The 26,162-nt window shown below is 62.7% G+C and carries 26 protein-coding genes; 15 read left to right on the top strand and 11 right to left on the bottom strand.

Translation table 11 applies throughout. The features are described 5' to 3' along the window. Nucleotides 1-10 precede the first annotated feature (10 nt). From FF124_RS00485 to rsmI, 6 genes are all read right to left on the bottom strand, one after another. Entirely contained in the window at nt 11-1,090 is a 1,080-nt protein-coding gene (locus FF124_RS00485) for a sn-glycerol-3-phosphate import ATP-binding protein UgpC (protein ID WP_138746517.1), read from the bottom strand. Between the two features lie 2 nt (nt 1,091-1,092). Beyond that, on the bottom strand, nt 1,093-1,941 hold the full coding sequence (gene ugpE, locus FF124_RS00480; RefSeq protein ID WP_138746516.1) for a sn-glycerol-3-phosphate ABC transporter permease UgpE: 849 nt from the start codon (nt 1,939-1,941) through the stop codon (nt 1,093-1,095). Nucleotides 1,942-1,951: 10 nt separating this feature from the next. Further along, complete coding sequence (ugpA, locus tag FF124_RS00475; protein WP_138746515.1) at nt 1,952-2,836, bottom strand: sn-glycerol-3-phosphate ABC transporter permease UgpA; 885 nt, start codon at nt 2,834-2,836, stop codon at nt 1,952-1,954. A gap of 98 nt (nt 2,837-2,934) precedes the next feature. After that, nucleotides 2,935-4,254 (bottom strand): sn-glycerol-3-phosphate ABC transporter substrate-binding protein UgpB, encoded by a 1,320-nt coding sequence (gene ugpB / locus FF124_RS00470; RefSeq protein WP_138746958.1) that lies wholly within the window; start codon nt 4,252-4,254, stop codon nt 2,935-2,937. A 156-nt stretch (nt 4,255-4,410) separates the two neighbouring features. Beyond that, complete coding sequence (locus tag FF124_RS00465) at nt 4,411-4,773, bottom strand: YraN family protein (RefSeq protein ID WP_138746514.1); 363 nt, start codon at nt 4,771-4,773, stop codon at nt 4,411-4,413. After that, nucleotides 4,763-5,656 (bottom strand): 16S rRNA (cytidine(1402)-2'-O)-methyltransferase, encoded by an 894-nt coding sequence (rsmI, locus tag FF124_RS00460; protein ID WP_187326757.1) that lies wholly within the window; start codon nt 5,654-5,656, stop codon nt 4,763-4,765. The genes FF124_RS00465 and rsmI overlap by 11 nt, the downstream gene beginning before the upstream one ends. A gap of 232 nt (nt 5,657-5,888) precedes the next feature. Here rsmI and dnaN point away from each other — a divergent pair, with 232 nt between their 5' ends. From dnaN to bfr, 6 genes are all read left to right on the top strand, one after another. Further along, nucleotides 5,889-7,007 carry a DNA polymerase III subunit beta gene (dnaN, locus tag FF124_RS00455; RefSeq protein WP_138746512.1) on the top strand — a complete coding sequence of 373 codons (1,119 nt, stop codon included), beginning with the start codon at nt 5,889-5,891 and terminating at the stop codon, nt 7,005-7,007. 81 nt (nt 7,008-7,088) lie between these two features. After that, nucleotides 7,089-7,802 carry an orotidine-5'-phosphate decarboxylase gene (gene pyrF / locus FF124_RS00450; RefSeq protein WP_138746511.1) on the top strand — a complete coding sequence of 238 codons (714 nt, stop codon included), beginning with the start codon at nt 7,089-7,091 and terminating at the stop codon, nt 7,800-7,802. 156 nt (nt 7,803-7,958) lie between these two features. After that, nucleotides 7,959-8,930 carry a complex I NDUFA9 subunit family protein gene (locus FF124_RS00445; RefSeq protein ID WP_138746510.1) on the top strand — a complete coding sequence of 324 codons (972 nt, stop codon included), beginning with the start codon at nt 7,959-7,961 and terminating at the stop codon, nt 8,928-8,930. A gap of 149 nt (nt 8,931-9,079) precedes the next feature. Beyond that, nucleotides 9,080-9,229: a hypothetical protein gene (locus FF124_RS20485; RefSeq protein WP_187326756.1), complete on the top strand. Its 150-nt coding sequence runs from the start codon at nt 9,080-9,082 to the stop codon at nt 9,227-9,229. A gap of 126 nt (nt 9,230-9,355) precedes the next feature. Continuing rightward, nucleotides 9,356-9,685 carry a (2Fe-2S)-binding protein gene (locus tag FF124_RS00440; protein ID WP_138746957.1) on the top strand — a complete coding sequence of 110 codons (330 nt, stop codon included), beginning with the start codon at nt 9,356-9,358 and terminating at the stop codon, nt 9,683-9,685. Continuing rightward, complete coding sequence (gene bfr / locus FF124_RS00435) at nt 9,633-10,118, top strand: bacterioferritin (protein WP_138746509.1); 486 nt, start codon at nt 9,633-9,635, stop codon at nt 10,116-10,118. The genes FF124_RS00440 and bfr overlap by 53 nt, the downstream gene beginning before the upstream one ends. A 66-nt stretch (nt 10,119-10,184) precedes the next feature. Here bfr and FF124_RS00430 read toward each other — a convergent pair whose 3' ends face one another. Both FF124_RS00430 and FF124_RS00425 read right to left on the bottom strand, forming a co-directional pair. Continuing rightward, nucleotides 10,185-10,712 (bottom strand): RNA pyrophosphohydrolase, encoded by a 528-nt coding sequence (locus tag FF124_RS00430; protein WP_138746508.1) that lies wholly within the window; start codon nt 10,710-10,712, stop codon nt 10,185-10,187. A gap of 79 nt (nt 10,713-10,791) precedes the next feature. Further along, on the bottom strand, nt 10,792-12,153 hold the full coding sequence (locus FF124_RS00425; RefSeq protein ID WP_425462495.1) for a formimidoylglutamate deiminase: 1,362 nt from the start codon (nt 12,151-12,153) through the stop codon (nt 10,792-10,794). Between the two features lie 136 nt (nt 12,154-12,289). Here FF124_RS00425 and hutI point away from each other — a divergent pair, with 136 nt between their 5' ends. From hutI to hutC, 9 genes are all read left to right on the top strand, one after another. Beyond that, nucleotides 12,290-13,459 carry an imidazolonepropionase gene (gene hutI, locus FF124_RS00420; protein ID WP_425462498.1) on the top strand — a complete coding sequence of 390 codons (1,170 nt, stop codon included), beginning with the start codon at nt 12,290-12,292 and terminating at the stop codon, nt 13,457-13,459. Continuing rightward, nucleotides 13,456-14,991, top strand: a complete 1,536-nt coding sequence (gene hutH, locus FF124_RS00415; protein WP_138746506.1) for a histidine ammonia-lyase — start codon at nt 13,456-13,458, stop codon at nt 14,989-14,991. The genes hutI and hutH overlap by 4 nt, the downstream gene beginning before the upstream one ends. A gap of 238 nt (nt 14,992-15,229) precedes the next feature. Continuing rightward, nucleotides 15,230-16,033 (top strand): N-formylglutamate deformylase, encoded by an 804-nt coding sequence (gene hutG, locus FF124_RS00410; RefSeq protein WP_138746505.1) that lies wholly within the window; start codon nt 15,230-15,232, stop codon nt 16,031-16,033. A 15-nt stretch (nt 16,034-16,048) separates the two neighbouring features. Continuing rightward, nucleotides 16,049-17,725 carry a urocanate hydratase gene (gene hutU / locus FF124_RS00405; protein ID WP_138746504.1) on the top strand — a complete coding sequence of 559 codons (1,677 nt, stop codon included), beginning with the start codon at nt 16,049-16,051 and terminating at the stop codon, nt 17,723-17,725. A 111-nt stretch (nt 17,726-17,836) separates the two neighbouring features. Beyond that, complete coding sequence (gene blaOXA / locus FF124_RS00400; RefSeq protein ID WP_138746503.1) at nt 17,837-18,643, top strand: class D beta-lactamase; 807 nt, start codon at nt 17,837-17,839, stop codon at nt 18,641-18,643. A 146-nt stretch (nt 18,644-18,789) separates the two neighbouring features. Further along, entirely contained in the window at nt 18,790-19,740 is a 951-nt protein-coding gene (locus FF124_RS00395; RefSeq protein WP_138746502.1) for an ABC transporter substrate-binding protein, read from the top strand. 244 nt (nt 19,741-19,984) lie between these two features. Next, complete coding sequence (locus tag FF124_RS00390) at nt 19,985-20,758, top strand: ABC transporter permease (protein WP_138746501.1); 774 nt, start codon at nt 19,985-19,987, stop codon at nt 20,756-20,758. Further along, nucleotides 20,755-21,546, top strand: a complete 792-nt coding sequence (locus tag FF124_RS00385; protein WP_138746500.1) for an ABC transporter ATP-binding protein — start codon at nt 20,755-20,757, stop codon at nt 21,544-21,546. The genes FF124_RS00390 and FF124_RS00385 overlap by 4 nt, the downstream gene beginning before the upstream one ends. An 11-nt stretch (nt 21,547-21,557) precedes the next feature. Beyond that, on the top strand, nt 21,558-22,322 hold the full coding sequence (gene hutC, locus FF124_RS00380; RefSeq protein ID WP_138746499.1) for a histidine utilization transcriptional repressor HutC: 765 nt from the start codon (nt 21,558-21,560) through the stop codon (nt 22,320-22,322). A gap of 38 nt (nt 22,323-22,360) precedes the next feature. Here the strand turns inward: hutC and prpB are convergent, their stop codons facing one another. The 3 genes from prpB to FF124_RS00365 all read right to left on the bottom strand — a co-directional run bounded on the left by prpB (nt 22,361) and on the right by FF124_RS00365 (nt 26,014). Then, nucleotides 22,361-23,278, bottom strand: coding sequence for a methylisocitrate lyase (gene prpB, locus FF124_RS00375; RefSeq protein WP_138746498.1), 918 nt, complete (start codon nt 23,276-23,278; stop codon nt 22,361-22,363). Between the two features lie 13 nt (nt 23,279-23,291). After that, on the bottom strand, nt 23,292-24,434 hold the full coding sequence (prpC, locus tag FF124_RS00370) for a bifunctional 2-methylcitrate synthase/citrate synthase (protein WP_138746497.1): 1,143 nt from the start codon (nt 24,432-24,434) through the stop codon (nt 23,292-23,294). 68 nt (nt 24,435-24,502) lie between these two features. Further along, nucleotides 24,503-26,014: an MmgE/PrpD family protein gene (locus FF124_RS00365; RefSeq protein ID WP_138746496.1), complete on the bottom strand. Its 1,512-nt coding sequence runs from the start codon at nt 26,012-26,014 to the stop codon at nt 24,503-24,505. Nucleotides 26,015-26,162 lie beyond the last annotated feature (148 nt).

The following is a 26,162-nucleotide window of genomic DNA, read 5'->3' as shown; positions in this document are numbered from 1 at the left end:
GGGCGTTGCTTCAGGCTGTAACCGTCGCGCTCCGGGAATGGATCCGCTTGCCGGTTTCCCGATCATAGAAATGGAGTTTCGCCGGATCAATCGAAAAGCGCATCTCGTCGGAAAGCGGAATTGCGGGCGAAAGGGCGGCGGTCAGGCTCTGCTCGCCGATCAGGCAATGGGCAAGACGCGTTGCGCCCAGCTCCTCGACATAGTCGAGCTTGGCGGTGATCGTCTGCGCGGCCGGATCCTCGGCGACCTGCAGGTCCTCGGCGCGGATGCCGACCGTCAGCAGGCCGTCAACCGGCAGGTCGCGCGTCATGTCCAGCACATTGTAGCCGACGGCGAGACGGTCACCGTTGAGCTCCGCGGACAGCAGGTTCATCGCCGGCGAGCCGATGAAGTTGGCGACGAAGGTCGAGGCCGGCTTGTGGTAGACCTCGAGCGGCGTGCCGATCTGCTCGATGCGGCCCGCATTCAGTACGACCAGCCGATCAGCCAGCGTCATCGCCTCGAGCTGGTCATGGGTGACGTAGATGGAGGTGGTGCCGAGGCGCTTCTGCAGATGCTTGATCTCGCCGCGCATCGAAACGCGCAGCTTGGCGTCGAGGTTCGACAGCGGCTCGTCGAACAGGAAGGCTTTCGGTTCGCGGACAATCGCGCGACCCATGGCGACGCGCTGGCGCTGCCCGCCGGAAAGGGCGCGCGGCTTGCGTTCGAGATATTGTTCGATCTCCAGCATTTTCGCTGCCGCCCGGATTCGCCTGTCGATCTCGTTTTTCGGTGTCTTGCGGTTCTTCAGGCCATAGGCGAGATTGTTGTAGACGCTCATATGCGGATAGAGCGCATAGTTTTGAAACACCATGGCAATGTCGCGATCGGCCGGTTCGACAGTGTTGACCGTCTTGTCTCCGATCCGGGCTTGACCGTCGGAAATGGTCTCCAGTCCGGCAACCATGCGCAGCAGAGTGGATTTGCCGCATCCGGACGGCCCGACGAGCACAATGAACTCGCCATCGGCAATGTCGAGATTGATATCGCTGACGGCTCTGGTGCCGCCGGGATAGACCTTCGCAATGTTCTCAAGCGTTATTGAGGCCATGTTTATTTCTCCGTCTCGACGAGGCCCTTCACGAAGAGCTTCTGCATGAAAATGACGACCAGAACCGGCGGCAGCATGGCCAGCGTCACGGATGCCATCACCAGGTGCCAGCGCGGCTCGGCGTCAACGGCATCCGACATGCGTTTGATGCCCATCACAATGGTGTAAAAACGCTCATCCGTGGTCACGAGCAGCGGCCAGAGATACTGGTTCCAGCCAAAGATGAAGAGAATGACGAACAGCGCTGCCATGTTCGTGCGGGAGAGCGGCAGCAGCATATCCTTGAAGAATTTCATCGGGCCTGCGCCATCGATGCGGGCGGCCTCGGTCAGTTCGTCCGGCATGGTGAGAAAAACCTGACGAAACAGGAATGTTGCCGTGGCAGAGGCAATCAGCGGCAGCGACAGCCCCGCATAGCTGTTCAGCATGCCGAGATCGGCAACCACCTTGTAGGTTGGCATGATGCGGACTTCCACGGGCAGCATCAGCGTGACGAAGATCAGCCAGAAGGCGAGCATGCGGAAGCGGAACCGGAAATAGACGATCGCAAAGGCCGAGGTGATCGAGATCGCGATCTTGCCGATGGCGACGATCAGGGCCATCAGCAGGCTGTTGAACAGCATCAGCGAGATCGGCGGCGTGCCGGAGTTGTCGATCCCCGAGAAGAGAATGGCCTTGTAGTTTTCGAACGCATGCGTACTGGGCAGGAGCGGGATCATGCCCGACAGAAAATCGCCGGATGCATGGGTCGAGGCAATCACCGCGATATAGACCGGGAAGGCGACAACCAGCAGCCCGAGCAGCAAGACGGCATGGGCGAGGACGTCGAGCCAGCGCTTGTTTTCAACCATGGTTTTTTCCTCAGTATTCGACGCGGCGTTCGATGAAGCGGAACTGGATCACCGTCAGTGCGATCACGACGAGCATCAGGACCACGGACTGGGCGGCCGAGGAACCGAGGTTGAGGCCGATATAGCCGTCCTGATAGACCTTGTAGACGAGGATGTTGGTGGCCTGCGCGGGCCCGCCTGCCGTTGTCGCATCGATCACGCCGAAGGTGTCGAACATGGTGTAGACGACGTTGACGACCATCAGGAAAAACGTCGTCGGGGAGAGCAGGGGAAACGTGATCGTCCAGAAGCGCTTGAACGGACCGGAGCCATCGATTGCAGCGGCTTCGCGAAGCGCGCGCGGGATCGATTGCAGGCCGGCCAGAAAGAACAGGAAATTGTAGCTTACCTGTTTCCAGCTTGCCGCGATCACGACAAGGATCATGGCGTCCGTCGAAGACGCCGTCTGGCTGAAATCATAGCCGACCTGTCTGAGCAGATAGGGCAAGACGCCGAGGGTCGGATTGAAGATGAACCACCACAAAACGCCCGCCACCGCAGGCGCGACGGCATAGGGCCAGACCAGAAGCGTCGTATAGGTCTGCGCCGATTTCACCAGGCGGTCGACCGCGACGGCAAACAACAGCGCAAGCCCCATCGAGAGCAGCGCGACCGATAGCGCGAAGACGACGGTCACCTTTGCCGAGTTGATATAAACCGGGTCATGAAACAGACGAGTATAGTTCGCAAGGCCCACGAAGGTGGTCTTGAAGCCGAAAGCATCTTCGCGAAGGAAGGATTGTCGGATCGCCTGTCCGGCTGGCCACAAAAAGAAAATCACCGTAATCGCCATCTGGGGGGCCAGCAGCAGATACGGCAAAACCGGATTGCGGAAGATCGTGCGCTTCGTTGACATGGTGTGCTTTTGGAAAAATGCCGACGCGCAAGCGTGTCGGAAGACAGAAGAAGGTCCGCACAGAAAAGTGCGGACCCGTTTGTTGCCAGGTGCCGGATTTACTGGTTGGCGGCCTGGAACTCGACGAGCAGCTCGTTGCCGCGCGAAACAACGCTGTCGAGAGCGCCCTGGGCGTCCTTCTTGTTGTTGAGCATGGCTTCGAATTCATCGTCGATGATGTTGCGGATCTGAACATAGTTGCCGAAGCGAAGACCCTTGGAATTGGCGGTCGGCGGGTTCAGCGTGATTTCCTTGATGCCGACATCGGCGCCCGGATTGGCTTCGTAATAGCCCTGTTCCTGGCCGAGTTCGTAAGCGGCATTGGTGATCGGCAGATAACCGGAGAACTGGTGCCAGTCGGCCTGGACTTCCGGCGAGGACAGGTAGGAGAAGAAGTCGGCCACGCCCTCGTAGACGGCATTGTCCTTCTGGCCCTGGAGAACCCAAAGCGTTGCGCCGCCGATGATCGAGTTCTGCGGAGCGCCGTCGACGTCGTCGTAATAGGGCAGCATGCCGAAGCCGACGTCGAAGTCCTTGGCGTTGGCCATGACGCCGGCGCGCGAAGCGGACGAGTTCATCATCATGGCGCAGGTCTGGGCATAGAAGAGCGGCTGGGCATCGTCGCCGCCGACAGGGCCGGCATATTTGTAAAGACCCTCGTCAGCCCACTTCTTCATGTTGCCCCAGTGCTTGGCCTGAACCGGTCCGTTCATGGTCAGACGGGCGTCGAGGCCGCCGAAGCCGTTTTCTTCGGTGCCGAGCGGGACGTTGTGCCAGGCGGAGAAATTCTCGGTCTGGATCCAGGAGACCCAGCCCGTGGTGAAGCCGCAGTCAGCCGCACCGCTGTCGACGATCTTCTTGGAAAACTCTTCCATCTCGGCCCAGGTCTTCGGCGGCGTGTTCGGGTCGAGACCGGCCTTTTCGAAGACGTCCTTGTTGTAATAGAGGATCGGCGTGGAGGAGTTGAAGGGCATGGACAGCATGTTGCCGTCGGTATCGGTGTAGTAGCCGACTACTGCAGGCAGGAAGGCGTTCGGATCGAAATCTTCGCCGGTTTCCTTCATCAGCTGATAGACCGGATAGATCGCGCCCTTGGCGGCCATCATCGTGCCGGTGCCGACTTCGTAAACCTGAACGATGGCCGGTTGCTGGCCTGCGCGGAAGGCCGCGATCGCGGAATTCATCGTGTCGGCATAACCGCCCTTGTACGAAGCGACCACTTCGTATTCGTCCTGGGAGGCGTTGTAACCAGCGACGATCTCGTCAACTTTCTTGCCAAGTTCACCGCCCATGGCATGCCACCACTGCACCTGGGTTGCGGCGAAGGCCGTCGAGCTTGAAAGGCCGACGGTCAGCGCGGCCAGAACAAATTTCTTCATCATGAAAGTCCCCGTTCAGAATCTGAGTAATCATCGTGATGGATGATGGAAGCGGGGGTATCGTTGTTGCGTGACGTCTGAACGACGAATTTGTTTCACTTTTATAAAACCGAAGGCGCTCATCCTTTCATTTGCGCATCTTCAATGTTCGTATCGTCAAAATGCATCGGGGAAATGCCGCGGCAGGCGGCGGGGCAGGCAGGCGAGGATGTCGTATCGTTGCGACAGGCGATGGGCGTCGGCCTGCCGCGAGAGCCAGACATCGGAGGCCGCGCGGATGCGTCTTTGGGCAGAGGCGGTCACGGCGTCGACGGCGAGCTGCTCGCTGACGCGCGCCTTGACCTCGACAAAGACGGCGAGGTCGCCTTTGCGGGCGATGATGTCGATTTCGCCGGCATGGCATTTGAAGCGCATGGCAAGGATGCGGTAACCTTTCAGGCGAAGGTAAAGGGCGGCAAGGCTTTCCGCGCGCCGGCCGCGGCGTTCCGCATCCCGCCGTCTCGTCGCCTCACGCGCCATCGCCGTGCTTCAGGTCGAGAAGTCGCTGGTAGAGATCCTTGCGCGCAAGGCCGGTCTGTCTCGCCGCCTGCGCTGCAGCCTTTGCCGCAGGCATATCGGCGACAAGCGCCTGCAGAAGCGCGTCGACATCCGCCTCCCCCGGCGCTTCCGGCTCGGGCGGCGGGCCGATGACGAGCACGATCTCGCCTTTGACCTCCGCTTGGCGATAGGCCTCCGCAAGCTCGCCAAGCGTGCCGCGCCGGAATTCCTCATAGGTCTTGGTCAATTCCCGGCAGACGGCGGCCTGCCGGCTTTCGCCGAGTACCGCACTTGCCGCCTCAAGCGTCGCGCCGATGCGATGGGGCGATTCGAAGAAGATCAGCGTTGCCGGAATATCCGCCAGTTCCGCCAGCCGGTCGCGGCGGCCCTTGTCCTTGTGCGGCAGGAAGCCGGCAAAGAAAAAGGCATCATTGGGCAGCCCCGCGCCGACAAGGGCTGCCAGCGGCGCGGAAGCGCCGGGGATCGGCACAACCTTGATGTCCTCGGCGATCGCCAGGCCTGCGAGCCTGTAGCCGGGGTCGGAGACGAGCGGCGTTCCGGCATCGGAGACGAGGGCGACGCTCTTTCCCGCGCGAAGGGCCGTCATCAGCTGCTCCCCGGCCTTTTCCGCATTGTGCTCGTGATAGGCGAAGGGGCGCTTGGCGATGGCGAAGCGGTCGAGCAGCTTGCGGGTCACGCGCGTATCCTCGCAGGCGAGGATGTCCGCGCCGGCAAGGGTCTCGAGCGCGCGCACGGTGATATCGCCGAGATTGCCGATCGGGGTGGCGACAAGGTAGAGGCCGGGCGAAAGGGGCCTTGCCTCGATCGAATGTCCCGCGATTTCAAATCTGTTGCCGTCGCTCATCTCACGTCCCCGGTTTCCCTCTTTGATCATGGCCGTCAGGCCGCGACAAGGGGAGAGGGCATCTCTGCGGCCCGGGGGTGGGCGGAATATGGGTGGAGGCTTGATGGCGGGCCTTGCAATCGGCGCGGATTTGCTGTCATTTTGTCTCCCCGCCCGTGGCCTTTTCGGACGCGTGGCCCCGTTCGATTGCCGTCCGGCATTTGACCCGTGCGAAAGAGTGAAAGCGAAAGTCATGCGTATCACGCTCGAAAGATCCGACCTTCTGAAGTCCCTGAACCATGTTCACCGCGTGGTCGAGCGCCGCAACACCATTCCGATTCTCTCCAACGTTCTGTTGAAGGCCGAGGGCAATGATCTCGAAATGAAGGCGACCGACCTTGACCTCGAGATCACCGAGAAGACGCCGGCCATGGTCGAGCAGGCGGGCGCGACAACCGTTCCGGCCCACCTGCTCTACGAGATCGTGCGCAAGCTTTCCGACGGCGCCGAGGTTTCGCTGGCAACGGCCTCAGACGGCCAGACCATTTCGGTCGCCTCCGGCAAGTCCAAGTTCTCGCTGCAGTGCCTGCCGCAGGAGGATTTCCCGGACCTGACCGCCGGCACGTTCAGCCATGCCTTCAAGCTGAAGGCCGCCGATCTGAAGATGCTGATCGACCGCACCCAGTTCGCGATCTCGACCGAGGAAACGCGCTACTATCTCAACGGCATCTATTTCCACGCCATGACCGAAGGCTCCGAGCTGAAGCTGCGCGCGGTCGCCACCGACGGCCACCGTCTGGCGCGCGCCGAGATCGATGCGCCGTCCGGCTGCGAGAACATGCCGGGCGTCATCATACCCCGCAAGACCGTCGGCGAGTTGCAGAAGCTCGTCGATGACCCTGAGATCATTGTCAGTGTCGAAGTCTCAGACGCGAAGATCCGCTTTACCATCGGCTCAGTGGTCATCACCTCCAAGCTGATCGACGGCACCTTCCCGGATTACCAGCGCGTCATCCCGGCCAATAACGACCGCGAGATGCGGATCGAATGCGATGCCTTCGCCAAGGCGGTCGATCGCGTGTCGACCGTTTCGTCGGAGCGCGGCCGCGCCGTCAAATTGTCGCTTGCCGAAGGCCAGCTGACGCTCACCGTCAACAATCCCGATTCGGGCAGCGCCACCGATGAACTCGCCGTCGGCTATGACAGCGAGGCCATGGATATCGGCTTCAATGCCAAATATCTGCTCGACATCACCTCGCAGCTGACCGGCGACGAGGCGATCTTCCTGTTCGCCGACGCCGGCTCGCCGACGCTGGTGCGCGACACTGACAGCGAGAACGCGCTTTATGTGCTGATGCCGATGCGGGTCTGACCCGGCCTTTTTGCTTCCCATCCGAGCGGTTTTGTGCGACTTGAGGCTCCCAGAACGGCTATCGGCAAGAAGGGGAATGGCATGAGCGCACGCGAACGCTTGATCGTGGGACTGGATGTCCCGAGTGTGGACGAGGCGGCGCAGATGGTCGCGCGGCTCGGCGACAGCGTCTCCTTCTACAAGATCGGCTACCAACTTGCCTTCGCCGGCGGGCTATCCTTTGCCCGCGAACTGGCTGCCGACGGCAAGCAGATCTTCCTCGATATGAAGCTGCTCGACATCGACAATACGGTCGCCAAGGGTGTCGAGAACATCGCCAAGATGGGCATGTCGATGCTGACGCTGCATGCCTATCCCAAAGCCATGCGCGCGGCCGTGGAAGCGGCCGAGGGCTCCGGGCTCTGCCTTCTCGGCGTGACGGTGCTCACCTCGATGGATGACGCCGATCTTGCCGAGGCCGGCTATCCGGGCGATGCGCAGGCGCTGGTGAAGCGCCGCGCCGCGCAGGCGGCGGACGCGGGCATGGGCGGCATCGTCTGTTCGGCGGCCGAAGCGGTGCTGGTGCGCGATATCATCGGCCCCGATCGCGCCATCGTCACGCCCGGCATCCGGCCTTCGGGTGTATCCTCGGACGACCAGAAGCGGGTGATGACGCCGGCCAAGGCCATTTCCGCCGGCGCGTCCCACCTCGTCGTCGCCCGACCGATCCTCCGGGCGGACGATCCGAAGGCGGCGGCTAAGGCCATTGTCGCCGATATCGAGAACGCTATGTCAGTAGGAACAGGGTTCGCATAAGGGGCAATGTGTCACTTTGGACACGCCAGGCGGGAAATAATGTGAGGTCTGCTGCGCCTGCGAAAACTGCGTCAGCTTGACCCTTCACCTTCGGCCCGGTTTGGGCTATTGCACTCATATAATCAATTCGGCTTTCGGCGATTTCAGGAGCTAGGCATGACGCTATCGAACATTCCTCCGCTGGTCACGGTTTTCGGCGGGTCGGGTTTCGTCGGGCGTTATGTTGTCCGCGCGCTCGCAAAGCGGGGCTATCGCATCCGCGTTGCCGTGCGCCGGCCGGATCTCGCGCTGTTCCTGCAGCCGCTCGGCAATGTCGGGCAGATCACCTTCTTCCAGTCCAATCTGCGCTATCCCGACTCGGTGCGTCGGGCTGTTGAAGGCGCCGATCATGTCGTCAACTGCGTCGGCATCCTGTTTGAAAGCGGCAAGAACGGGTTTAACGCGGTGCAGGCCGACGGCGCCCGCCTCGTGGCCGAATGCGCGCGCGATGCCGGCGCCACGCTGACCCACGTTTCGGCAATCGGCGCCGACGAGAAAAGCGAATCGCACTATGCCCGCTCCAAGGCCAAGGCCGAGGCTTCCGTCCGGGAGATCCTGCCGGAAGCCGTGATCGTCCGTCCCTCGATCATCTTCGGACCGGAGGACGACTTCTTCAACAAGTTCGGCAAGATGTCGCTGATCTCGCCCTTCCTGCCTCTGATCGGCGGCGGCAAGACGAAGTTCCAGCCCGTCTATGTGGCTGACGTCGCCGAAGTGATCGCCCGCGCCGTCGACGGCAAGGTCGAAGGCGGCAAGGTCTACGAGCTCGGCGGTCGCGATGTGCTGACCTTCCGCGAATGTCTCGAGGAGGTGCTGCGCGTGACCGGTCGCAAGCGCGGTCTCGTGTCGCTGCCCTTCGGCCTCGCTTCGTTCTTCGGCGGCATTGCCGGTTCCGTACCGCTGATCGCTCCGCCGCTGACGGCCGATCAGGTGAAGCTCCTGAAGGCGGACAATGTCGTCTCCGAGGAGGCAGCTGCCGAGGGCCGCACGCTTGCAGGTCTCGGCATTCGCCCCGCCCAGCTTGACGCGATCCTGCCGACTTACCTCGTGCAATATCGCCAGCACGGCCAGTTCGGCCGAACCGCCTGAACAGCCCACATGGCGGGGTTTTCGCCTGAACGAGAGAAAAATGCGCGTGTTCTGCGGAACCCGTCACATGGCTTACGTCTTTACCAATTATTGAAAGGTCATCGGGAAGATGACCTTGCCGGTCCTACTGAAACAAGGTGTCTTTGAAAATGGGTAAGTCAATTGCTGTTCTGTTTGCAGGTGCGGCTTTGATCATCATGGCGGCGTCTCTGGCCGCGCCGGGCAGTATCGCGGCAGGCAAGCCGGGCTGCGCGCCCTCCTATGGCATCGATCCCTGCGCCATGGCCTCCATCAAATAAAGACCTTTCGGCGGCAGATGCTGCTTCAACGTGACGTGAGCGCTGGCGATAGCGTTTAATCTTGACAGCGACCCTCTCCTTTTGCAAATAAGGGAAGATCGCTGACGAACGTCAATGGTGAAGCGCATGCTTGTCTGCAGCTGTAATTTTGTAACTGAAAAAGAAATCGTCGACGTGGTGAACGAGCTCCTCGATGAGGATTGCTGGCGCATCATCGTTCCCGGCACGGTTTACAACCGCATGCAGAAGCGCGGCCGCTGCTGCGGCTGCTTCCCCAACGTCATCGATATCATCGTCCGGACCTCCGAGCAGTATCACGTCAATCGCGACTCGACCGGCGCTGAGTTTTGTGATTTTTTGAGCCGCCTGAAGAAGTTCCAAGAAGAAAAAAGGAGAACGGACGTTGAAAGGCGACAAAAAAGTAATCGAGCGGCTGAACGAAGCACTGTTTCTTGAGCTCGGCGCCGTCAACCAGTACTGGCTGCATTACCGTCTGTTGCAGGACTGGGGCCTGACCAAGCTGGCGTCCAAGGAGCGTGCCGAGTCCATCGAAGAGATGCACCACGCCGACAAGCTGACCGACCGCATCATCTTCCTCGAAGGCCATCCGAACCTCCAGACCGTGGCGCCGCTGCGTATCGGCCAGACGGTGAAGGAAGTGCTCGAGGGCGATCTCGCCGGCGAATATGAGGCGCGCAATTCCTACAAGGAATCCCGTGATATCTGTCACGAGGCCGGCGATTACGTCAGCATGAAGCTGTTCGAGGAGCTGATGATCGACGAAGAAGGCCATATCGACTTCCTCGAAACCCAGCTCGAACTCCTGGAATCGCTCGGCGAGAAAAAATACGCCCAGCTGAACGCCGGCGCGACCGACGAAGCCGAGTAAGGCGCATTCGCTTTTGTATTTCAAGGGCCCGGACCAAAGCGGTTCGGGCCTTTTTCACGTTCCGGGTCAGCCCTTGGCCAGATGCCGGAATTCGGCCACCACCTGCTCGTAGACGGCACGCTTGAAATCGACGATCAGGCCGGCAAGTTCGTCGATATCGGTCCACTGCCAGGCATCGAACTCCTGCATGTGGCCCTCCGGCGGCGGGTTGATCGCGATCTCGCCGTCAGACCCAAGAAAGCGAAAGGCGAACCAGCGCTGGGTCTGGCCGCGATAGCGACCCTTGAGCCCGATGCCGATCAGGTGGTCGGGCAGGTCGTAATTGATCCAGCCCTTTGATTCGCCGAGAAGCTTGACCGTCTTCATACCGGTCTCCTCGTAGAGCTCGCGCCTGGCTGCCTCGAGCGGGGCCTCGCCCGGATCGATGCCGCCCTGCGGCATCTGCCAGAGCTGTGGTGAACCGTCGGATTCCGAATTGCCCTCCGAAAGGCGGCGGCCGAGCCAGACCTTGCCTTCAGGGTTCAGGATCATCACGCCGACATTGGGGCGGTAGGGGAGGTCTTGGGCTTTGGGAAGGGGGTGTGCGTCAGACATGGGCGCTCCTTGGGAGGGAGGGGGAAGGACGGTTGTTTCCTCCTAGCACGCCTCCCGAGCCTGCCAAAGGGGTATGCGCCTATGCCGAGCGTTCCATCAGCGCCGTCATGGCCTTGCGGAAGCGGGCCGAAATCGCCGTGCGTTTGCGGTGACGCCCGCCCTCGACCTGTTTTGTGCCGTTCACCCAGACGCAATCCGGCTTCACCTGGTTTGCGAAGATGAAGCCGTCGAGCGCCTGATCGTCCTTCAGCCACGGGGCGGCGCTATCGTCGAGCGAGAAGAAGTTTCCCGGCGCGCCTTTGAAAATGCCAGCCTCGATCCCCATGGCCTGAGCTCCGCCGGCAAGCGCGCCGTCAAACAGGCGGCGACCGGTCGTGCCGCCGGTTTCGGCGATGACGTTGCGGGCCCGTTCGCCGAGACGCTGGGCATATTCGAGCTGGCGCAACTCATCGGCAAGGCCGATCAGCACATTGGAGTCCGAGCCAATGCCGAAGCGGCCGCCTGCGCCAAGGAACCGGCTTGCGGGGAAGATGCCGTCGCCGAGATTGGCTTCGGTCACGGGGCAAAGGCCGGCGACCGCGCCGGACTTTGCAAGGCCATCGGTCTCGGCGTCGGTCATGTGTGTCGCGTGGATCAGGCACCAGCGCCCATCGACGCCGGTATTGTCGAGCAGCCATTCAACCGGGCGCTTTCCGCTCCAGGCAAGGCAGTCGTCGACTTCCTTCGTCTGCTCGGCGATATGCATGTGCACCGGGCCGTCCGTCATGCTTTCGGAAAATGCGAGCTCTTCCGGGGTGACGGCGCGCAGGGAATGCGGGGCGACGCCGAGAACGGCGCTTTCCAGCCCGGCAACCACTTTTGCCGAGGCTTCCATCAGCCGCTGAAAGCTGTCGCGATCATGGATGAAGCGGCGCTGGCCATTGTTCGGTTCCGCGCCGCCGAAATTCGAGTGGGCGTAGAAGACCGGCAGCAGCGTCAGGCCGATGCCGGTTTCAGACGCCGCAGCGCCAATGCGCTCGGCCATCTCGCCGATGTTTCCGTAATGGCTGCCGTCCTTGTCATTGTGCAGATAGTTGAACTCGCCGACGCGGCAAAAGCCCGCTTCCAGCATTTCCATGTAAAGCTGCGCCGCGATCGCCTCGGCCTCGTCCGGTTCGATGGCGAAGGTGAAGCGGTACATCACTTCCCGCCAGCTCCAGAAATTGTCGCTGGCCGGGCCGCGGCGTTCGGCAAGGCCGGCCATGGCGCGCTGGAAGGCATGGGAATGGAGATTGGCCACAGCCGGCACGATGGTCCCGTGTCGCTCGTCCCCGGCCTCCGGCGCCTGCTCGAAGGCAAGGCCGGAAATGCGCCCTTCTGCGAGCGAAAGACGCGCATTCGAGCGCCAGCCTTCCGGTGTCAGCACGTTTTCTGCGAAGATCGTCATTGGCGTCTGGGGCATCTGGTCGGTTCCGCCTCGAAATTTATTCTTGCTGATCGTTTCGTTATGTATATACATAATAATCAACCAAGACAATAAGGGGGAAGAGATGCGTTCTGCGCCGAACACGCTTTTTACCAATGCCCGGATTTCCGCGATGACCGGCGGCGACATCGCGCCAGTTTCCGGTGTTCTGGCCGTCCGCGACGGGCGGATTACCTATGTCGGGCCCGAAGACGGGCTCCCGCCGGACTGCGCCGGTTTCGAGACGGTCGATTGCGGCGGCAGGCTGGTCACGCCCTCGCTGATCGATTGCCACACCCACATCGTCTATGGCGGCAGCCGCGCGAAGGAATTCGAGATGCGGCTCGAGGGCGTGCCCTATGAGGAGATCGCCCGCGCCGGCGGCGGCATCGTCTCAACGGTTTCGGCCACCAATGCGCTTTCGGAGGATGACCTGGTCGAAACGGCCCTGCCGCGCCTCGACGCGCTGATTGCCGAGGGCGTGGCCACCATCGAAATCAAATCCGGCTACGGGCTCAATGTCGAGGCCGAACTGAAGATGCTGCGCGCCGCCCGCCGTCTTGCCGCGCTGCGGCCCGTTCGCATCAAGACCACCTGGCTTGCTGCCCACGCCACGCCGCCGGAATACGGGGGACGTAACGGCGACTATATCGCGGAGGTGGTCCTGCCCGGTCTCGAGGTTGCCCATGCGCAGGGCCTTGTCGATGCCGTCGATGCATTCTGCGAGGGCATTGCCTTTTCGCCAGACGAACTGAAGCCGGTGTTCGAAAAGGCAACGGCGCTCGGCCTGCCGGTCAAGCTCCATGCCGAACAGCTTTCCAACCTTCACGGCGCGGAAATGGCGGCCTCCTTCGGCGCGCTTTCCGCCGATCATCTGGAGTATCTCGATGCGGCCGGCGCGAAGGCAATGGCTGAAGCCGGGTCGGTCGCGGTGCTCCTGCCCGGCGCGTTCTACACGCTGAAGGAAAAGCAGCTTCCGCCCGTCGCCGCCCTGCGTGAGGCCGGTGCGAAGATCGCGCTTGCGACCGACTGCAATCCCGGAACCTCGCCGCTGACCTCGCTTCTCCTGACCATGAACATGGGCGCAACGCTGTTTGGCCTGACCGTCTCGGAATGCCTCGCCGGCGTCACCCGCAACGCGGCGGTCGCCCTCGGCCTTTCGGAAGAAACGGGCACGCTCGAAGCCGGCAAGGCGGCGGACATCGCCATCTGGGATATCGATGCGCCGGCAGAGCTGGTCTACCGCATCGGCTTCAATCCGCTTGATCGCCTTTACGCTGAAGGTCGGGAGGTCCGGCTGTGACGATCACCCTTGAACCCGGTTCCGTTACGCTTGCCGTGCTGGAAGAGGTCTATCGCGGTGTCGAGCCGGCAAGGCTTGCGCCGTCCTGCGACGCTGCCATCGAAAAGGCGGCCGCCCGCATTGCCCGGATCGCCGCCGGCAACGCGCCGGTCTACGGCATCAATACCGGTTTCGGCAAACTCGCCTCGATCAAGATCGACGCCGCCGATACGGCGACCCTGCAGCGCAATCTGATCCTCTCGCATTGCTGCGGGGTCGGCGCGCCGCTGTCCGCCGAGATCGTCCGTCTGATCATGGTGCTGAAGCTGATCTCGCTCGGGCGCGGCGCGTCCGGCGTGCGCCTGGAACTCGTCCGTCTGATCGAGGCGATGATCGAAAAGGGCGTCACCCCGCTGATCCCCGAAAAGGGCTCCGTCGGCGCCTCCGGCGATCTTGCGCCGCTTGCCCATATGGCGGCGGTGATGATGGGCGAGGGCGAGGCCTTCTTTGCCGGAGAGCGGCTTTCCGGCGCTGAGGCATTGGCACGGGCGGGGCTGACCCCGGTCACCTTGGCAGCCAAGGAAGGCCTCGCGCTGATCAACGGCACGCAGGTCTCCACTGCGCTCGCACTTGCCGGGCTCTTCCGCGCTTTCCGCTGTGCCCAGACGGCGCTAATCACCGGCGCGCTGTCCACCGATGCGGCGATGGGCTCGCCCGCGCCCTTCCATCCGGATATCCACACGTTGCGCGGCCACCAGGGCCAGATCGATGCCGCCGCCAGCCTGCGCGGTCTGCTCGAAGGTTCCGAAATCCGCGTGTCCCATATCGAAGGCGACGAGCGGGTGCAGGATCCGTACTGTATCCGCTGCCAGCCGCAGGTCGATGGCGCCTGCCTCGATCTTCTGCGCCAGGCCGGTCGCACGCTGGAAATCGAGGCCAATGCGGCGACAGACAATCCGCTGGTGCTTTCCGACGACAGCGTCGTTTCCGGCGGCAATTTCCACGCCGAGCCGGTGGCGTTTGCCGCCGACCAGATTGCCATTGCCGTTTCGGAGCTCGGCGCGATTGCCCAGCGCCGCATTGCGCTTCTGGTGGACCCGGCGCTCTCCTTCGGGCTTCCGGCCTTTCTGTCGAAGAAGCCGGGGCTCAATTCCGGGCTGATGATTGCCGAGGTCACCTCCGCCGCGCTGATGAGCGAGAACAAGCAGATGTCGCACCCGGCGTCTGTCGATTCCACGCCGACCTCCGCCAACCAGGAGGACCATGTGTCCATGGCCTGCCACGGCGCTCGTCGCCTGCTGCAGATGACGGAAAATCTTGCGGACATCATCGGCATTGAGGCGCTTTGCAGCGTTCAGGGCGTGGAACTGCGCGCGCCGCTTTCCACCAGTCCGGCTCTGCAAGGGGGGATTGCCGCATTCCGAGGACTGGTGCCGACGCTCGAAGACGACCGCTACATGGCCGACGATCTTGAGAAGGCTGCGATGGCGGTGCGCGACGGCGTACTGATCGATGCGGTCGGGGCAGGGGTGTTGCCGGAGTTGAAGGTTTGATGGCACTTGTGGAAAGGGAAGGTGTGCGACCGCCCACACCGGGGTTCCGCCCCTCACCCGGCGCATCCGCGCCACCCTCTCCCCCGCGGGGCGAGGGTGAGCGAAGCAGCCAGCGCCGGAACGCGCGGACAGGCAGAGCCTCGCCGGCGTGCCCTTCTCCCCTTGGGGAGAAGGTGGCCGAAGGCCGGATGAGGGCAAGCGGCGCAAGCAGTAACACTAGACGTAGGAATATTGTCCCATGATCGATCCCGTTATCGTCAAACAGGGCGCATCGCCCGTCGTTCTGGGCTTCCCCCACACCGGCACCTTTGTCCCGCCCGAAATCGAGGCGCGGCTGAACGAGAACGGCCGCCTGCTGGCCGATACCGACTGGCATGTCGACCGGCTCTATGATGGTCTGCTCGACGGCGCGACCACGGTGAAGGCGAATTTCCATCGCTATGTCATCGATGCCAATCGCGATCCGGCGGGCGTCAGCCTCTATCCGGGTCAGAATACGACCGGTCTGGTACCCGAAACCGATTTCGACGGCGTCGCGATCTGGAAGGATGGCGAAGCGCCGGACGATGCCGATAGCGCCGAACGGCTTGAGGCCTTCCATAGGCCCTATCATGCAGCCCTTGCAGCCGAGCTTGAGCGGGTACGTCAGGAGCACGGCATCGCCATTCTCTATGACTGCCACTCGATCCGCTCGCATATTCCGTTTCTGTTCGAGGGCAAGCTGCCGGATTTCAACATCGGCACCAATCTCGGCACAACCTGCGCGCCGGAATTTGAAGCAGCCGTGGAGAGCGTCGTTTCGCTGGCGCCGGGCTACGATTATGCCGTCAATGGCCGCTTCAAGGGCGGCTGGACGACGCGGCATTACGGCAGGCCGGAGACCGGCATTCACGCCATCCAGATGGAACTGGCGCAGTCGACCCATCTTGCCGCCGAAGCGCCGCCATTCGCCTATGACGAGGAGAAAGCGGAAAAGCTGCGCCGCCATCTGCAGGATATTCTCGAGCGGATCGAACGCCTGTCGTTCTCCGCGCGCATGTAACAGAGGGAACACGCCATGACCGACAATCCGCGACACAACGCCCGCGAAATTCACGCCCCGACCGGCACGGAGCTCAATGCCAAGAGCTGGCTCACCGAAGCGCCGCTCCGGATGCTGATGAACAATCTCGATCCGGACGTCGCCGAAAAGCCGCATGAACTTGTCGTCTATGGCGGCATCGGCCGCGCCGCCCGCACCTGGGACGATTTCGACAGGATCGTCGAGACGCTGAAGACGCTTGAAGATGACGAGACGCTGCTGGTGCAGTCCGGCAAGCCGGTCGGCGTGTTCCGCACCCATGCCGATGCGCCGCGCGTGCTGATCGCCAATTCCAACCTCGTGCCGCACTGGGCCAACTGGGACCATTTTCACGAGCTCGATAAGAAAGGCCTGATGATGTACGGCCAGATGACGGCCGGATCGTGGATCTATATCGGCGCGCAGGGCATCGTGCAGGGCACCTATGAGACTTTCGTGGAGGCCGGTCGCCAGCATTACAACGGCGATCTTTCGGGCAAGTGGATCCTGACCGGCGGTCTTGGCGGCATGGGCGGCGCGCAGCCGCTGGCTGCCGTCATGGCCGGCGCCTGCTGCCTTGCGGTGGAATGCGATCCGACCCGCATCGATTTCCGCATCCGCACCGGCTATGTCGATGAAAAGGCCGAGACGCTCGACGAGGCGCTCGCCATGATCGACGCCTGGACCAAGGCCGGCGAGGCGAAATCCGTCGGCCTGCTCGGCAATACCGCGGAAATTCTTCCCGAGCTTGTGAAGCGTGGCGTCCGGCCCGATATCGTCACCGACCAGACCTCGGCGCATGATCCGGTCAACGGCTATCTGCCCGCGGGCTGGAGTCTCGGCGAATGGCGCGACAAGGCCGAGCGTGATCCGAAGGCGGTCGAAAAGGCGGCGCGCGCCTCGATGCGCACCCACGTGGAGGCGATGCTCGCCTTTTGGGACATGGGCATTCCGACGGTCGATTATGGCAACAATATCCGCCAGATGGCCAAGGAAGAAGGCTGCGAGCGCGCCTTTGATTTTCCCGGCTTCGTGCCGGCCTATATCCGCCCGCTGTTCTGCCGGGGCATCGGCCCGTTCCGCTGGGCTGCCCTTTCCGGCGATCCGGAGGACATCTACAAGACCGACCGCAAGGTCAAGGAACTGCTGCCGGACAACACCCACCTGCACAACTGGCTCGACATGGCCCGCGAACGCATCCATTTCCAGGGACTGCCGGCGCGCATCTGCTGGGTTGGCCTCGGCGATCGTCACCGGCTCGGCCTCGCCTTCAACGAGATGGTGAAGAACGGCGAACTGAAGGCCCCGATCGTGATCGGTCGCGACCATCTCGATTCAGGCTCGGTCGCCTCGCCGAACCGAGAGACAGAAGCGATGCTGGACGGTTCCGACGCCGTCTCCGACTGGCCGCTCTTGAACGCGCTGCTTAATACGGCCTCGGGCGCCACATGGGTGTCGCTGCATCACGGCGGCGGCGTCGGCATGGGCTTTTCCCAGCATGCCGGCATGGTGATCTGCTGCGATGGTTCCGACGATGCCGCCCGCCGCGTCGGCCGCGTGCTCTGGAACGACCCGGCCACCGGCGTCATGCGCCATGCGGATGCGGGTTACGACATCGCCATCGAATGCGCGAAGGAAAACGGCCTTCGCCTGCCGGGGATTCTGGGCAACTGAAGGTCCAGGGCGTCTGGCATTTTTGAAATATTTACCCGAACCGGGCATTCGGGTGCAAGACTGCGCATTTGGCGTGTCTGTGGTTCTCCAATGCGTGCCGGGAGGAATTTCATGCGCTGGTTCGCCGCCATCCTCGTTTCGTTTGCCATCACAATACCGGCACGGGCTGCCCTTGCCGAAACGCTCTGCACGCTCGTTGCCGATGCGGCAACGGGTGCTGTGTTGCTGGAAGAGGGCGATTGTCAGGTCAGGGTCACGCCGGCTTCCACCTTCAAGGTGCCGCTGGCGGTGATGGGATATGACGCCGGATTTCTGAAAGACGCCGCGCATCCTGTTCTGGCCTATCAGGAGGGCGATCCCGATTGGGGCGGGGCGAACTGGCGGCGCGATACCAATCCGGCGGACTGGCTGCGTTACTCGGTCGTATGGTATTCACAGCGTATCACCCATGCGCTGGGGGCAGAGGCGCTGACGGCCTTTGCGCAAGCCTTCGGCTACGGCAACGCCGATTTTTCCGGCGATGCGGGTTTTGACAACGGGCTTGATCGGGCATGGATCGCGTCCTCTCTTCAGGTTTCGCCCGCTGAGCAGGTGCGTTTCCTGCGCGCCCTTCTTCTCGGTGCGCTGCCGGTGCGCGAAGATGCCATGGCCCGCACGCGCGCCATCGTCGAGACCCGACAGGCCGGCGACTGGCTGGTGCACGGCAAAACCGGCGCGGCCTATCCCCGCCGGGCGGATCGCAGTTTCGACTATGCGCACGGGTGGGGCTGGTATATCGGGTGGGCTGAAGAGACCGATCAAACGCTGATCTTCGTCCGGCTGACACAGACACGCGAGAGAATGAAGGGCTCTGCCGGGCTTCATGCACGGGACGCCTTTCTGTCCGAATGGCCAGCGCTTGCCGCTCAATTCCAGTAACATGCGTCAACCCGATGCATCTCAAAATGCCGGCCGATTGGTGATGCGATATTTTGTCTAGACAAATTATCGGACGCCTGACTAATATGCCCATCGGAATAGCAATCAGCAAAACTGCTCAAAATAAAGCAAAGAGGGGTTCCAACATGACATTCAAATGGCTTGCAGCCACCGCTATCGCCGTCTCGTCTCTGGCTACCGGCGCTCAGGCGCAGGAGACGAAGGTCGCCGTCGGGCTTTCCGGCTGGACCGGTTTCGCGCCGCTGACGCTCGCCAAGGAAGCCGGCATTTTCGAGAAGAACGGGCTTGATGTCGATCTCGTCAAGATCCCGCAGGCCAGCCGCCATCTGGCGCTCGCCTCCGGTGATATCCAGTGCGCGGCAACGACGGTCGAGACCTGGATCGTCTGGGCCGCAGCCGGCGTGCCGACCACGCAGATCTTCCAGCTTGACAAGTCCCACGGCGCCGACGGCATGGTCGTGCGCTCCGATATCGAGAAGATCACCGACCTGAAGGGCAAGACCGTCGCGGCCTCCGCGCCGGGCACCTCGCCCTATTTCTATCTCGCCTGGATCCTCAAGGAAAACGGCATGACGATGGATGACGTCAAGGTCGTCAATCTGGAGCCGGGCCCGGCCGCCCAGGCCTTCATCGCCGGTCAGAACGACGCGGCGATGACCTACGAGCCTTATCTGTCGTCCGTCCGCGAAGCGCCCGATGCCGGCAAGATCATCGCCACCACGCTCGACTATCCGGCCGTCATGGACACGTTCGGCTGCACGCCGGCCTTCCTGGAGGAAAACCCGGATGCGGCGAAAGCGCTCGCCACCTCCTATTACGAAGCGCTCGACATGATTGCCGAAAGCCCGGAAGAAGCCTATGGCATCATGGGCGCGGACGTGAACCAGTCGGCAGAGCAGTTTGCCGGCTCGGCGCAGTATCTCGAATGGCAGGACCGCGATGCGGCGATCGCCTTTTTCGGCGGCGAGTTCAACGACTTCTCCTCCGACGCAGCCGAGCTTCTGCTCGATGCCGGCGTGATCCGCGAGATCCCGGACCTTTCGACGCTGGCCGATCCCTCGTTTATCCAGGAGTAACACGAAACGCCCTCATTCAATCTCCCCCCTTGAGGGGGAGATGCCCCGACAAGGGGCAGAGGGGGGTAAACCCTATCCGAGAGCACGGAGATTGCGGCTTATAGGGCTTGCGCCCTCTACCCCTCTCTGTCGCTTTCGCGACATCTCCCCCTCAAGGGGGGGAGATTGGTGGGAGTGCGAGGCGAGCGCAACCAGATGCAACAAGGGATCGCAACCCACCGCTGCCCTAACCACGGAAAACCCAATGAAACCGCTTGAGCCGATCAGCCCACGCTTGAGAATATCTCTCGGCATCCTGTTCTTCGCCATCTTCTTTGCCGGCTGGTCGTTTGCGACCTTTGGCGGCTTTGTCTCGAAAACCTTCCTGGCGGACCCGATCACCATGCTGCAGGACGGCTGGTGGCTCTTGTCGAAGCGCGGCTTTCTCGGCGATATCGGCATCACCGTCTGGCGCGTGGTTGGCGGCTTCGTGCTGGCCTCGGTCATCGCCGTGCCGCTCGGCATCGCCATGGGGGCCTACAAGCCGATCGAGGCGCTGCTGGAGCCTTTCGTCTCCTTTGCCCGCTACCTGCCGGCCTCTGCCTTCGTGCCGCTGTTGATCCTTTGGGCCGGCATTGGCGAAATGCAGAAACTGCTCGTCATCTTCATCGGCGCGGTGTTCCAGATCATTCTCATGGTCGCCGTCTATGTCGCCAATACCAGGCGTGATCTGGTCGAGGCCGCCTATACGCTCGGCGCCTCGCATCGCGGCATCGTCCGGCGCGTGCTGTTGCCGGCCTCCGCCCCCGACATCGCCGAGACGCTGCGCCTCGTGCTCGGCTGGGCCTGGACCTATGTGATCGTTGCCGAGCTGATCGGCGCATCATCCGGCATCGGCTACATGATCATCAATTCCCAGGCGCTGATGGCAACCGGCCAGATCATCTTCGGCATCATCGTCATCGGCGTCATCGGCCTGATCTCCGACTTTGCCTTCAAGATGGCCAATCGCGCCCTGTTTGCCTGGAGGTTCGCATGAGCGCGCCGGAACTTGAGATCAAGGGCGTCTCGCGCGTCTTTCCGGGCCGCAAGGGCGGTGCGCCCATCGAGGCGCTTTCGCCCACGGACCTTACGCTCGCAAAGAACGATTTCGTCACCATTCTGGGCCCGTCCGGCTGCGGCAAGTCAACGCTCCTGCGCATCGTTGCCGGTCTCGACAAGCCGACCACCGGCGAGGTTCTGCTGGAGGGCAAGGCGATCAAGGGGCCGGGCGCAGACCGGGGCATGGTGTTCCAATCCTACACGCTGTTTCCCTGGCTGACGATCCGCGAGAATGTCGGCTTCGGCCTGCGCGAAAAGGGCGTTCGAGACAAGCAGGTTCGAGAGGCAGTCGACCTCTATCTCGACCGGGTGGGGCTTTCCGCCTTTGCCGATCACTGGCCTAAACAGCTTTCCGGCGGCATGCAGCAGCGTACGGCCATTGCCCGCGCCCTTGCCAATGATCCGAAGATCCTGCTTCTCGACGAGCCCTTCGGCGCGCTCGACAACCAGACGCGCGGGCTGATGCAGGAGCTTCTGCTCGGCATCTGGGAGCGGGAAAAGAAGACGGTGATCTTCGTCACCCATGACATCGAGGAATCCGTGTTCATGGCGTCCCGCGTCGTCACCATGTCGGCCCGTCCCGGACGCATCTCGTCGATCACGCCGGTCGATTTCCCGCATCCGCGCGACTATCACCTGAAGGCCGATCCCGAATTCGCCCGGCTTCGGATGAAGCTGACGGAGGAAATCCGCGCCGAGGTGGTGGCCGCCGCAAGTCGGGGGTGAGAAGGACGCCGATGGCAGAAGAGCGCGCGCGCAAAAGCGTTTCCCGAAAGATCGAGACAAAGCCGCTGGCGTTGCACGCCCGCATCCAGCGCGATGTCGAAGACCGGATCGTGTCCGGTGAATGGCCGCCGGGCACGCGCATTCCCTTCGAGCACGAGCTGACCGCCGAATATGGCTGTTCGCGCATGACCGTGAACAAGGCGCTGTCGGAACTCGTCAAGAAGGGCCTGATCGAGCGCCGCCGCAAGTCCGGCTCCTATGTGCGCCAGCCGGAAGTCTTGTCCGCCGTTTTGGAAATCCACCAGCTGGAGCGTGAGGTCAGGGCGCTCGGACTGGCTTACGATTTTCGGCTGATCGAACGGGAAGAGCGGACAGCGGATGACGGCGACCGGAAGCGGCTGCGTCTCCCGCGGTCGGGCAGGGTCCTGAGCCTCAAGGGTCTGCACACGGCCGGCCAGCGCCCGTTCTGCCTCGAAGACCGACTGATCAGCCTCGAAGAAGTGCCGCAGGCGCTGGAAGCGGATTTTTCACGTAATCCGCCGGGCACCTGGCTGCTGGAGCAGGTGCCGTGGAGCGCCGCCGAACATCGCATTCGCGCCACGGGCGCGGATCGTGATATCGCCGATGTCCTCGACCTTGCCGAGGGCGCCCCCTGTCTGGTGATCGAAAGGCGGACCTGGAACGCTTCCGGCTCGATCACCCAGGTCAATCTCACCTATCCCGGCGACATGCACACCCTCGTCGCCCAGTTCGCCCCGTCGGCAAGGCCGGGGTGACGGGCGCAGGGCTGTGCGACAAGCAGAGCGCTCTCGCTTTATTCCTTGTCCATCGTTGGCAGCACCGTCGCGACGATCGAGGCGTCGAGCTTTTCGTAGGCTGCGAGGTCGATCGTCTCGTAGAGCTCGGCGCGGGTCTGCATGTCGTCCAGCATGGCCTTGGTCGAGCCGGTTTCCTTCAATGTTGAAAACAACCGCTCCTGCGCCTTGTTGGCGACCCGCAGCGAGGAGACCGGGAAGATCACCATGCGGTAGCCCATTTCCTCGAACTCCGACGCTGTCATATAGGGCGTGCGGCCGAACTCGGTCATGTTGGCGAGAAGCGGCACGCCCTCCATGCGGGCGGCAAATTCGCGGAACATATCGACATTGGTCAGCGCCTCGGGGAAGATCGCATCGGCGCCGGCCTCCATGAACAGTTTCGCCCGCGCCACCGCGCCGTCGATCCCCTCGCTTGCCGCAGCGTCGGTGCGGGCGATGACGTAGAGATTGCGGCGGGCCTTGGCCGCTGCGGCGATCTTGGCGGCCATGTCATGCGGGTCGGCGAGCTTCTTGTCGTTCAGGTGGCCGCATTTCTTCGGCAGAAGCTGGTCCTCGATATGGACGCCGGCCGCCCCTGCATCCTCGAATGTGCGGACCATGTGCATCACGTTCAGCGCCTCGCCGTAGCCGGTGTCGCCGTCGACAAGCAGCGGCAGGCCGCTGGCCCGGGTGATCTGGCGGATGAAGAAGGCAACCTCGTCCACCGTGATCATGCCAAGGTCCGGAATGCCCATGGAAGCGGTCATCGCCGCGCCCGAAAGATAAAGCGCGTCAAAGCCGGCCTTCTTCGCCTGGAGGGCTGCCATGCCGTTGTGCACGCCGGGCATGGTGACGATGTCGCCCGCCTCCACCTGGCGGCGGAGGCGCAGGCCTGCGGGTTCTTGCGGAAGGTCGGCGGAAATCAGATAGGGCATGGCAATAATCCTGTCAGGCTCGCTCATTCATGGGCACGAAGGGCCGGTTGTCCGGGCCGGTGTAATTTGCGGCGGGGCGGATGATCTTGCCGTCCTCGCGCTGCTCGATGATATGGGCCGCCCAGCCGGCCATGCGGGCAATCACGAAGAGCGGCGTGAACATCGCCGTCGGCACGCCCATCATGTGATAGGAAACGGCCGAGAACCAGTCGAGATTGGGGAACATGCTGCGCGCATCCGCCATGGTGGTCTCGATCTTTTCGGCAATGTCGAACATCTTCATCGAGCCGGCTTCCTCGGAGAGACTGCGGGCGACTTCCTTGATCACCTTGTTGCGCGGATCGGAGACCGTATAAACCGGGTGCCCGAAGCCGATGATCACCTGTTTCTGCGCCACCCGTTCACGGATATCGGCATCGGCTTCTTCAGGCGTGTCGTAACGCTTCTGGATCTCGAAGGCGAACTCGTTTGCGCCGCCGTGTTTCGGCCCGCGCAAGGCCCCGATCGCGCCGCAGACGGCGGAATAGAAATCCGTGCCGGTACCGGTGATCGAGCGGGCGGTGAAGGTCGAGGCGTTGAACTCGTGCTCGGCATAGAGAATGAGCGAGGTGTGCATCGCCCGCACATGGCTCTCGCTCGGCGCCTTGCCGTGGAGAAGATGCAGGAAGTGCCCGCCGATCGAGGCGTCATCGGTCTCCACATCGATCCGCCGGCCATTATGGGAGAAGTGATACCAATAGAGCAGCATCGAGCCGAGCGAGGCCATCAGCCGGTCGGCGATGTCGCGCGCGCCCGCCTTGTTGTGGTCCGCAGCCTCCGGCAGCACGCAGCCGAGCACGGAGGCGCCGGTGCGCATCACGTCCATCGGGTGGGTGGCCGCCGGCAAAAGCTCCAGCGCGCCGCGCACCGCGGACGGCAGGCCGCGAAGGGCGGAAAGCTTGGCCTTGTAGGCGGCAAGCGTGGCGGCGCTCGGCAATGCGCCATAGACCAGAAGATAGGCGATTTCCTCGAATTCGCAGGTGTCGGCAATGTCGAGAATGTCATAACCGCGATAATGCAGGTCGTTGCCGCTTTGGCCGACGGAGCACAGCGCCGTATTGCCGGCGACGACGCCGGAAAGCGCCACGGATTTCTTCGGTTTCCTTGCTTCAGTCATGATCTCTCCTCCCGATCATGCGCCGCGCGGCGTCGGCCCTCCTCAAGGCCGAACCGGCGGCTCGGTTCTTATCTCCAGTCGAAAATGCCGGTTTTCGCCGGTGCACCGAGCTTGTCGGGCGCGACGACGAAATTCAGGCCGGAAAGTTCCTCCGGCGCAAGCGAGGTCAGCCGCTCGACGGTTGCAAGAAAGCGGTCCTGTTCGCCTGCCGCCACCACGCCATGGGCCAGCATGCGGAATTTCTTCACATAATCGGGCCGCGAAAAGGGTCGGTTTCCGAGCGGATTGGCATCGGCGATGGCCAACTGGTCCTCGATGATCCGTCCGTCCTCCATGGTAACGATCACATGGCCGCCGAAAGCCTTTTCGGCTGGATCATGGCTGTGATAGCGTCGCGTCCATTCCGGGTTCTCGGCCGTGGCGATCTTGTGCCACAGCGCAACCGTTTCCGGGCGTTTCGCCCGTTCCGGCGCATAGGAGCGCTCGTGGTGCCAGCCGCCGTCCTCGAGCGCCACGGCGAAGATGTACATGATCGAGTGGTCGAGCGTCTCGCGGCTGGCGTTGGGATCCATCTTCTGCGGGTCGTTGGCGCCGGTGCCGATCACATAATGGGTGTGGTGGCTGGTCTCGATCAGGATCGACTTCACCTTGGAAAGATCGCCGATCGCGGGGCCCATGCGGCGGGCAAGGTCGATCAGCGCCTGGCTCTGGTATTCGGCCGAGTGCTCCTTGGTGTAGGTGTCCATGATGGCGCGTTTTGCTTCGCCCTTTTCCGGCAGCGGCACGGTGTATTCGGCGCCGGGGCCGGAAAGGAGGTAGGCGATGAAGCCGTCCTCGCCCTCCCAGGCCGGCGACGGCGCGCCTTCACCGCGCATCACCCGGTCAACGGCCTCGACGGCCATCTTGCCGGCGAAGGCCGGCGCATAGGCCTTCCAGCTTGAGATCTCGCCCTTGCGCGACTGCCGTGTCGTGGTCGTCACATGCAGCGCCTGCTGCACGGCCTGGTAGATGGTCTCGGCATCAAGCCCGAGCGCGGTGCCGATGCCGGCAGCCGCCGACGGTCCCAGATGGGCGATATGGTCGATCTTGTGCTCGTGCAGGCAGATGCCGCGGACCAGATCGACCTGGACTTCATAGCCGGTTGCAATACCCCTCGCCAAGGCCTCGCCGGAAAGCCCGCAATGCTGGGCGACGGCCAGGATCGGCGGAATGTTGTCGCCGGGGTGGGAGTAATCTGCCGCAAGGAAAGTGTCATGATAATCAAGCTCGCGCACGGCAACGCCATTGGCCCAGGCTGCCCATTCCGGCGAAAAGCGCTTGTCGGCGGCAAGGCCGAAGATGGTCGCGCCGGGGGTAAACGGATGGGCGGTTGCCTGCGCCCGTGCGCTCACGGCCGGCCTGCGGGCGACGGAGGCGGCGGCCACGGCGGCATTGTCGATGATCCGGTTGCCGATCATCTCCACCACGTCATCGTCAAGCGCCACGGGGTCTGCCGCGACCTCGGCGATCTTCCAGGCAAGCTGGTCTTCGCGTTTCAGGTTTTCCGATGATTTGTGGGTGCGCACCTTGTGCTCGAGCATGACGTCTCCTCCCGCTTCAATGCCAACGCCGTTGTCCTCTGTTTGGCGCCGATTGTCCATCGGCGACAATGCAGCCATTAGTCTTAGGCAATTTGGCGGTTTCACGCAAAACGGCCCGCGCATGGCGGGCCGTCGCGTTCAGGCTATG

Origin of the sequence: Martelella lutilitoris (assembly GCF_005924265.1) — a bacterium.
Taxonomy (GTDB): Bacteria; Pseudomonadota; Alphaproteobacteria; order Rhizobiales; family Rhizobiaceae; genus Martelella; species Martelella lutilitoris.
Note: the sequence above shows the minus strand (reverse complement) of the source record. Positions and strands in the feature narration are given on the sequence as shown.

Bases quoted from the DNA above. Each gene is read 5' to 3' on its own strand.
- FF124_RS00485 (WP_138746517.1), bottom strand. From the start codon at position 1,090: ATGGCCTCAATAACGCTTGAGAACATTGCGAAGGTCTATCCCGGCGGC.
- ugpE (WP_138746516.1), bottom strand. From the start codon at position 1,941: ATGGTTGAAAACAAGCGCTGGCTCGACGTCCTCGCCCATGCCGTCTTG.
- ugpA (WP_138746515.1), bottom strand. From the start codon at position 2,836: ATGTCAACGAAGCGCACGATCTTCCGCAATCCGGTTTTGCCGTATCTG.
- ugpB (WP_138746958.1), bottom strand. From the start codon at position 4,254: ATGAAGAAATTTGTTCTGGCCGCGCTGACCGTCGGCCTTTCAAGCTCG.
- FF124_RS00465 (WP_138746514.1), bottom strand. From the start codon at position 4,773: ATGGCGCGTGAGGCGACGAGACGGCGGGATGCGGAACGCCGCGGCCGG.
- rsmI (WP_187326757.1), bottom strand. From the start codon at position 5,656: ATGAGCGACGGCAACAGATTTGAAATCGCGGGACATTCGATCGAGGCA.
- dnaN (WP_138746512.1), top strand. From the start codon at position 5,889: ATGCGTATCACGCTCGAAAGATCCGACCTTCTGAAGTCCCTGAACCAT.
- pyrF (WP_138746511.1), top strand. From the start codon at position 7,089: ATGAGCGCACGCGAACGCTTGATCGTGGGACTGGATGTCCCGAGTGTG.
- FF124_RS00445 (WP_138746510.1), top strand. From the start codon at position 7,959: ATGACGCTATCGAACATTCCTCCGCTGGTCACGGTTTTCGGCGGGTCG.
- FF124_RS20485 (WP_187326756.1), top strand. From the start codon at position 9,080: ATGGGTAAGTCAATTGCTGTTCTGTTTGCAGGTGCGGCTTTGATCATC.
- FF124_RS00440 (WP_138746957.1), top strand. From the start codon at position 9,356: ATGCTTGTCTGCAGCTGTAATTTTGTAACTGAAAAAGAAATCGTCGAC.
- FF124_RS00430 (WP_138746508.1), bottom strand. From the start codon at position 10,712: ATGTCTGACGCACACCCCCTTCCCAAAGCCCAAGACCTCCCCTACCGC.
- FF124_RS00425 (WP_425462495.1), bottom strand. From the start codon at position 12,153: ATGCCCCAGACGCCAATGACGATCTTCGCAGAAAACGTGCTGACACCG.
- hutI (WP_425462498.1), top strand. From the start codon at position 12,290: ATGACCGGCGGCGACATCGCGCCAGTTTCCGGTGTTCTGGCCGTCCGC.
- hutG (WP_138746505.1), top strand. From the start codon at position 15,230: ATGATCGATCCCGTTATCGTCAAACAGGGCGCATCGCCCGTCGTTCTG.
- hutU (WP_138746504.1), top strand. From the start codon at position 16,049: ATGACCGACAATCCGCGACACAACGCCCGCGAAATTCACGCCCCGACC.
- blaOXA (WP_138746503.1), top strand. From the start codon at position 17,837: ATGCGCTGGTTCGCCGCCATCCTCGTTTCGTTTGCCATCACAATACCG.
- FF124_RS00395 (WP_138746502.1), top strand. From the start codon at position 18,790: ATGACATTCAAATGGCTTGCAGCCACCGCTATCGCCGTCTCGTCTCTG.
- FF124_RS00390 (WP_138746501.1), top strand. From the start codon at position 19,985: ATGAAACCGCTTGAGCCGATCAGCCCACGCTTGAGAATATCTCTCGGC.
- FF124_RS00385 (WP_138746500.1), top strand. From the start codon at position 20,755: ATGAGCGCGCCGGAACTTGAGATCAAGGGCGTCTCGCGCGTCTTTCCG.
- hutC (WP_138746499.1), top strand. From the start codon at position 21,558: ATGGCAGAAGAGCGCGCGCGCAAAAGCGTTTCCCGAAAGATCGAGACA.
- prpB (WP_138746498.1), bottom strand. From the start codon at position 23,278: ATGCCCTATCTGATTTCCGCCGACCTTCCGCAAGAACCCGCAGGCCTG.
- prpC (WP_138746497.1), bottom strand. From the start codon at position 24,434: ATGACTGAAGCAAGGAAACCGAAGAAATCCGTGGCGCTTTCCGGCGTC.
- FF124_RS00365 (WP_138746496.1), bottom strand. From the start codon at position 26,014: ATGCTCGAGCACAAGGTGCGCACCCACAAATCATCGGAAAACCTGAAA.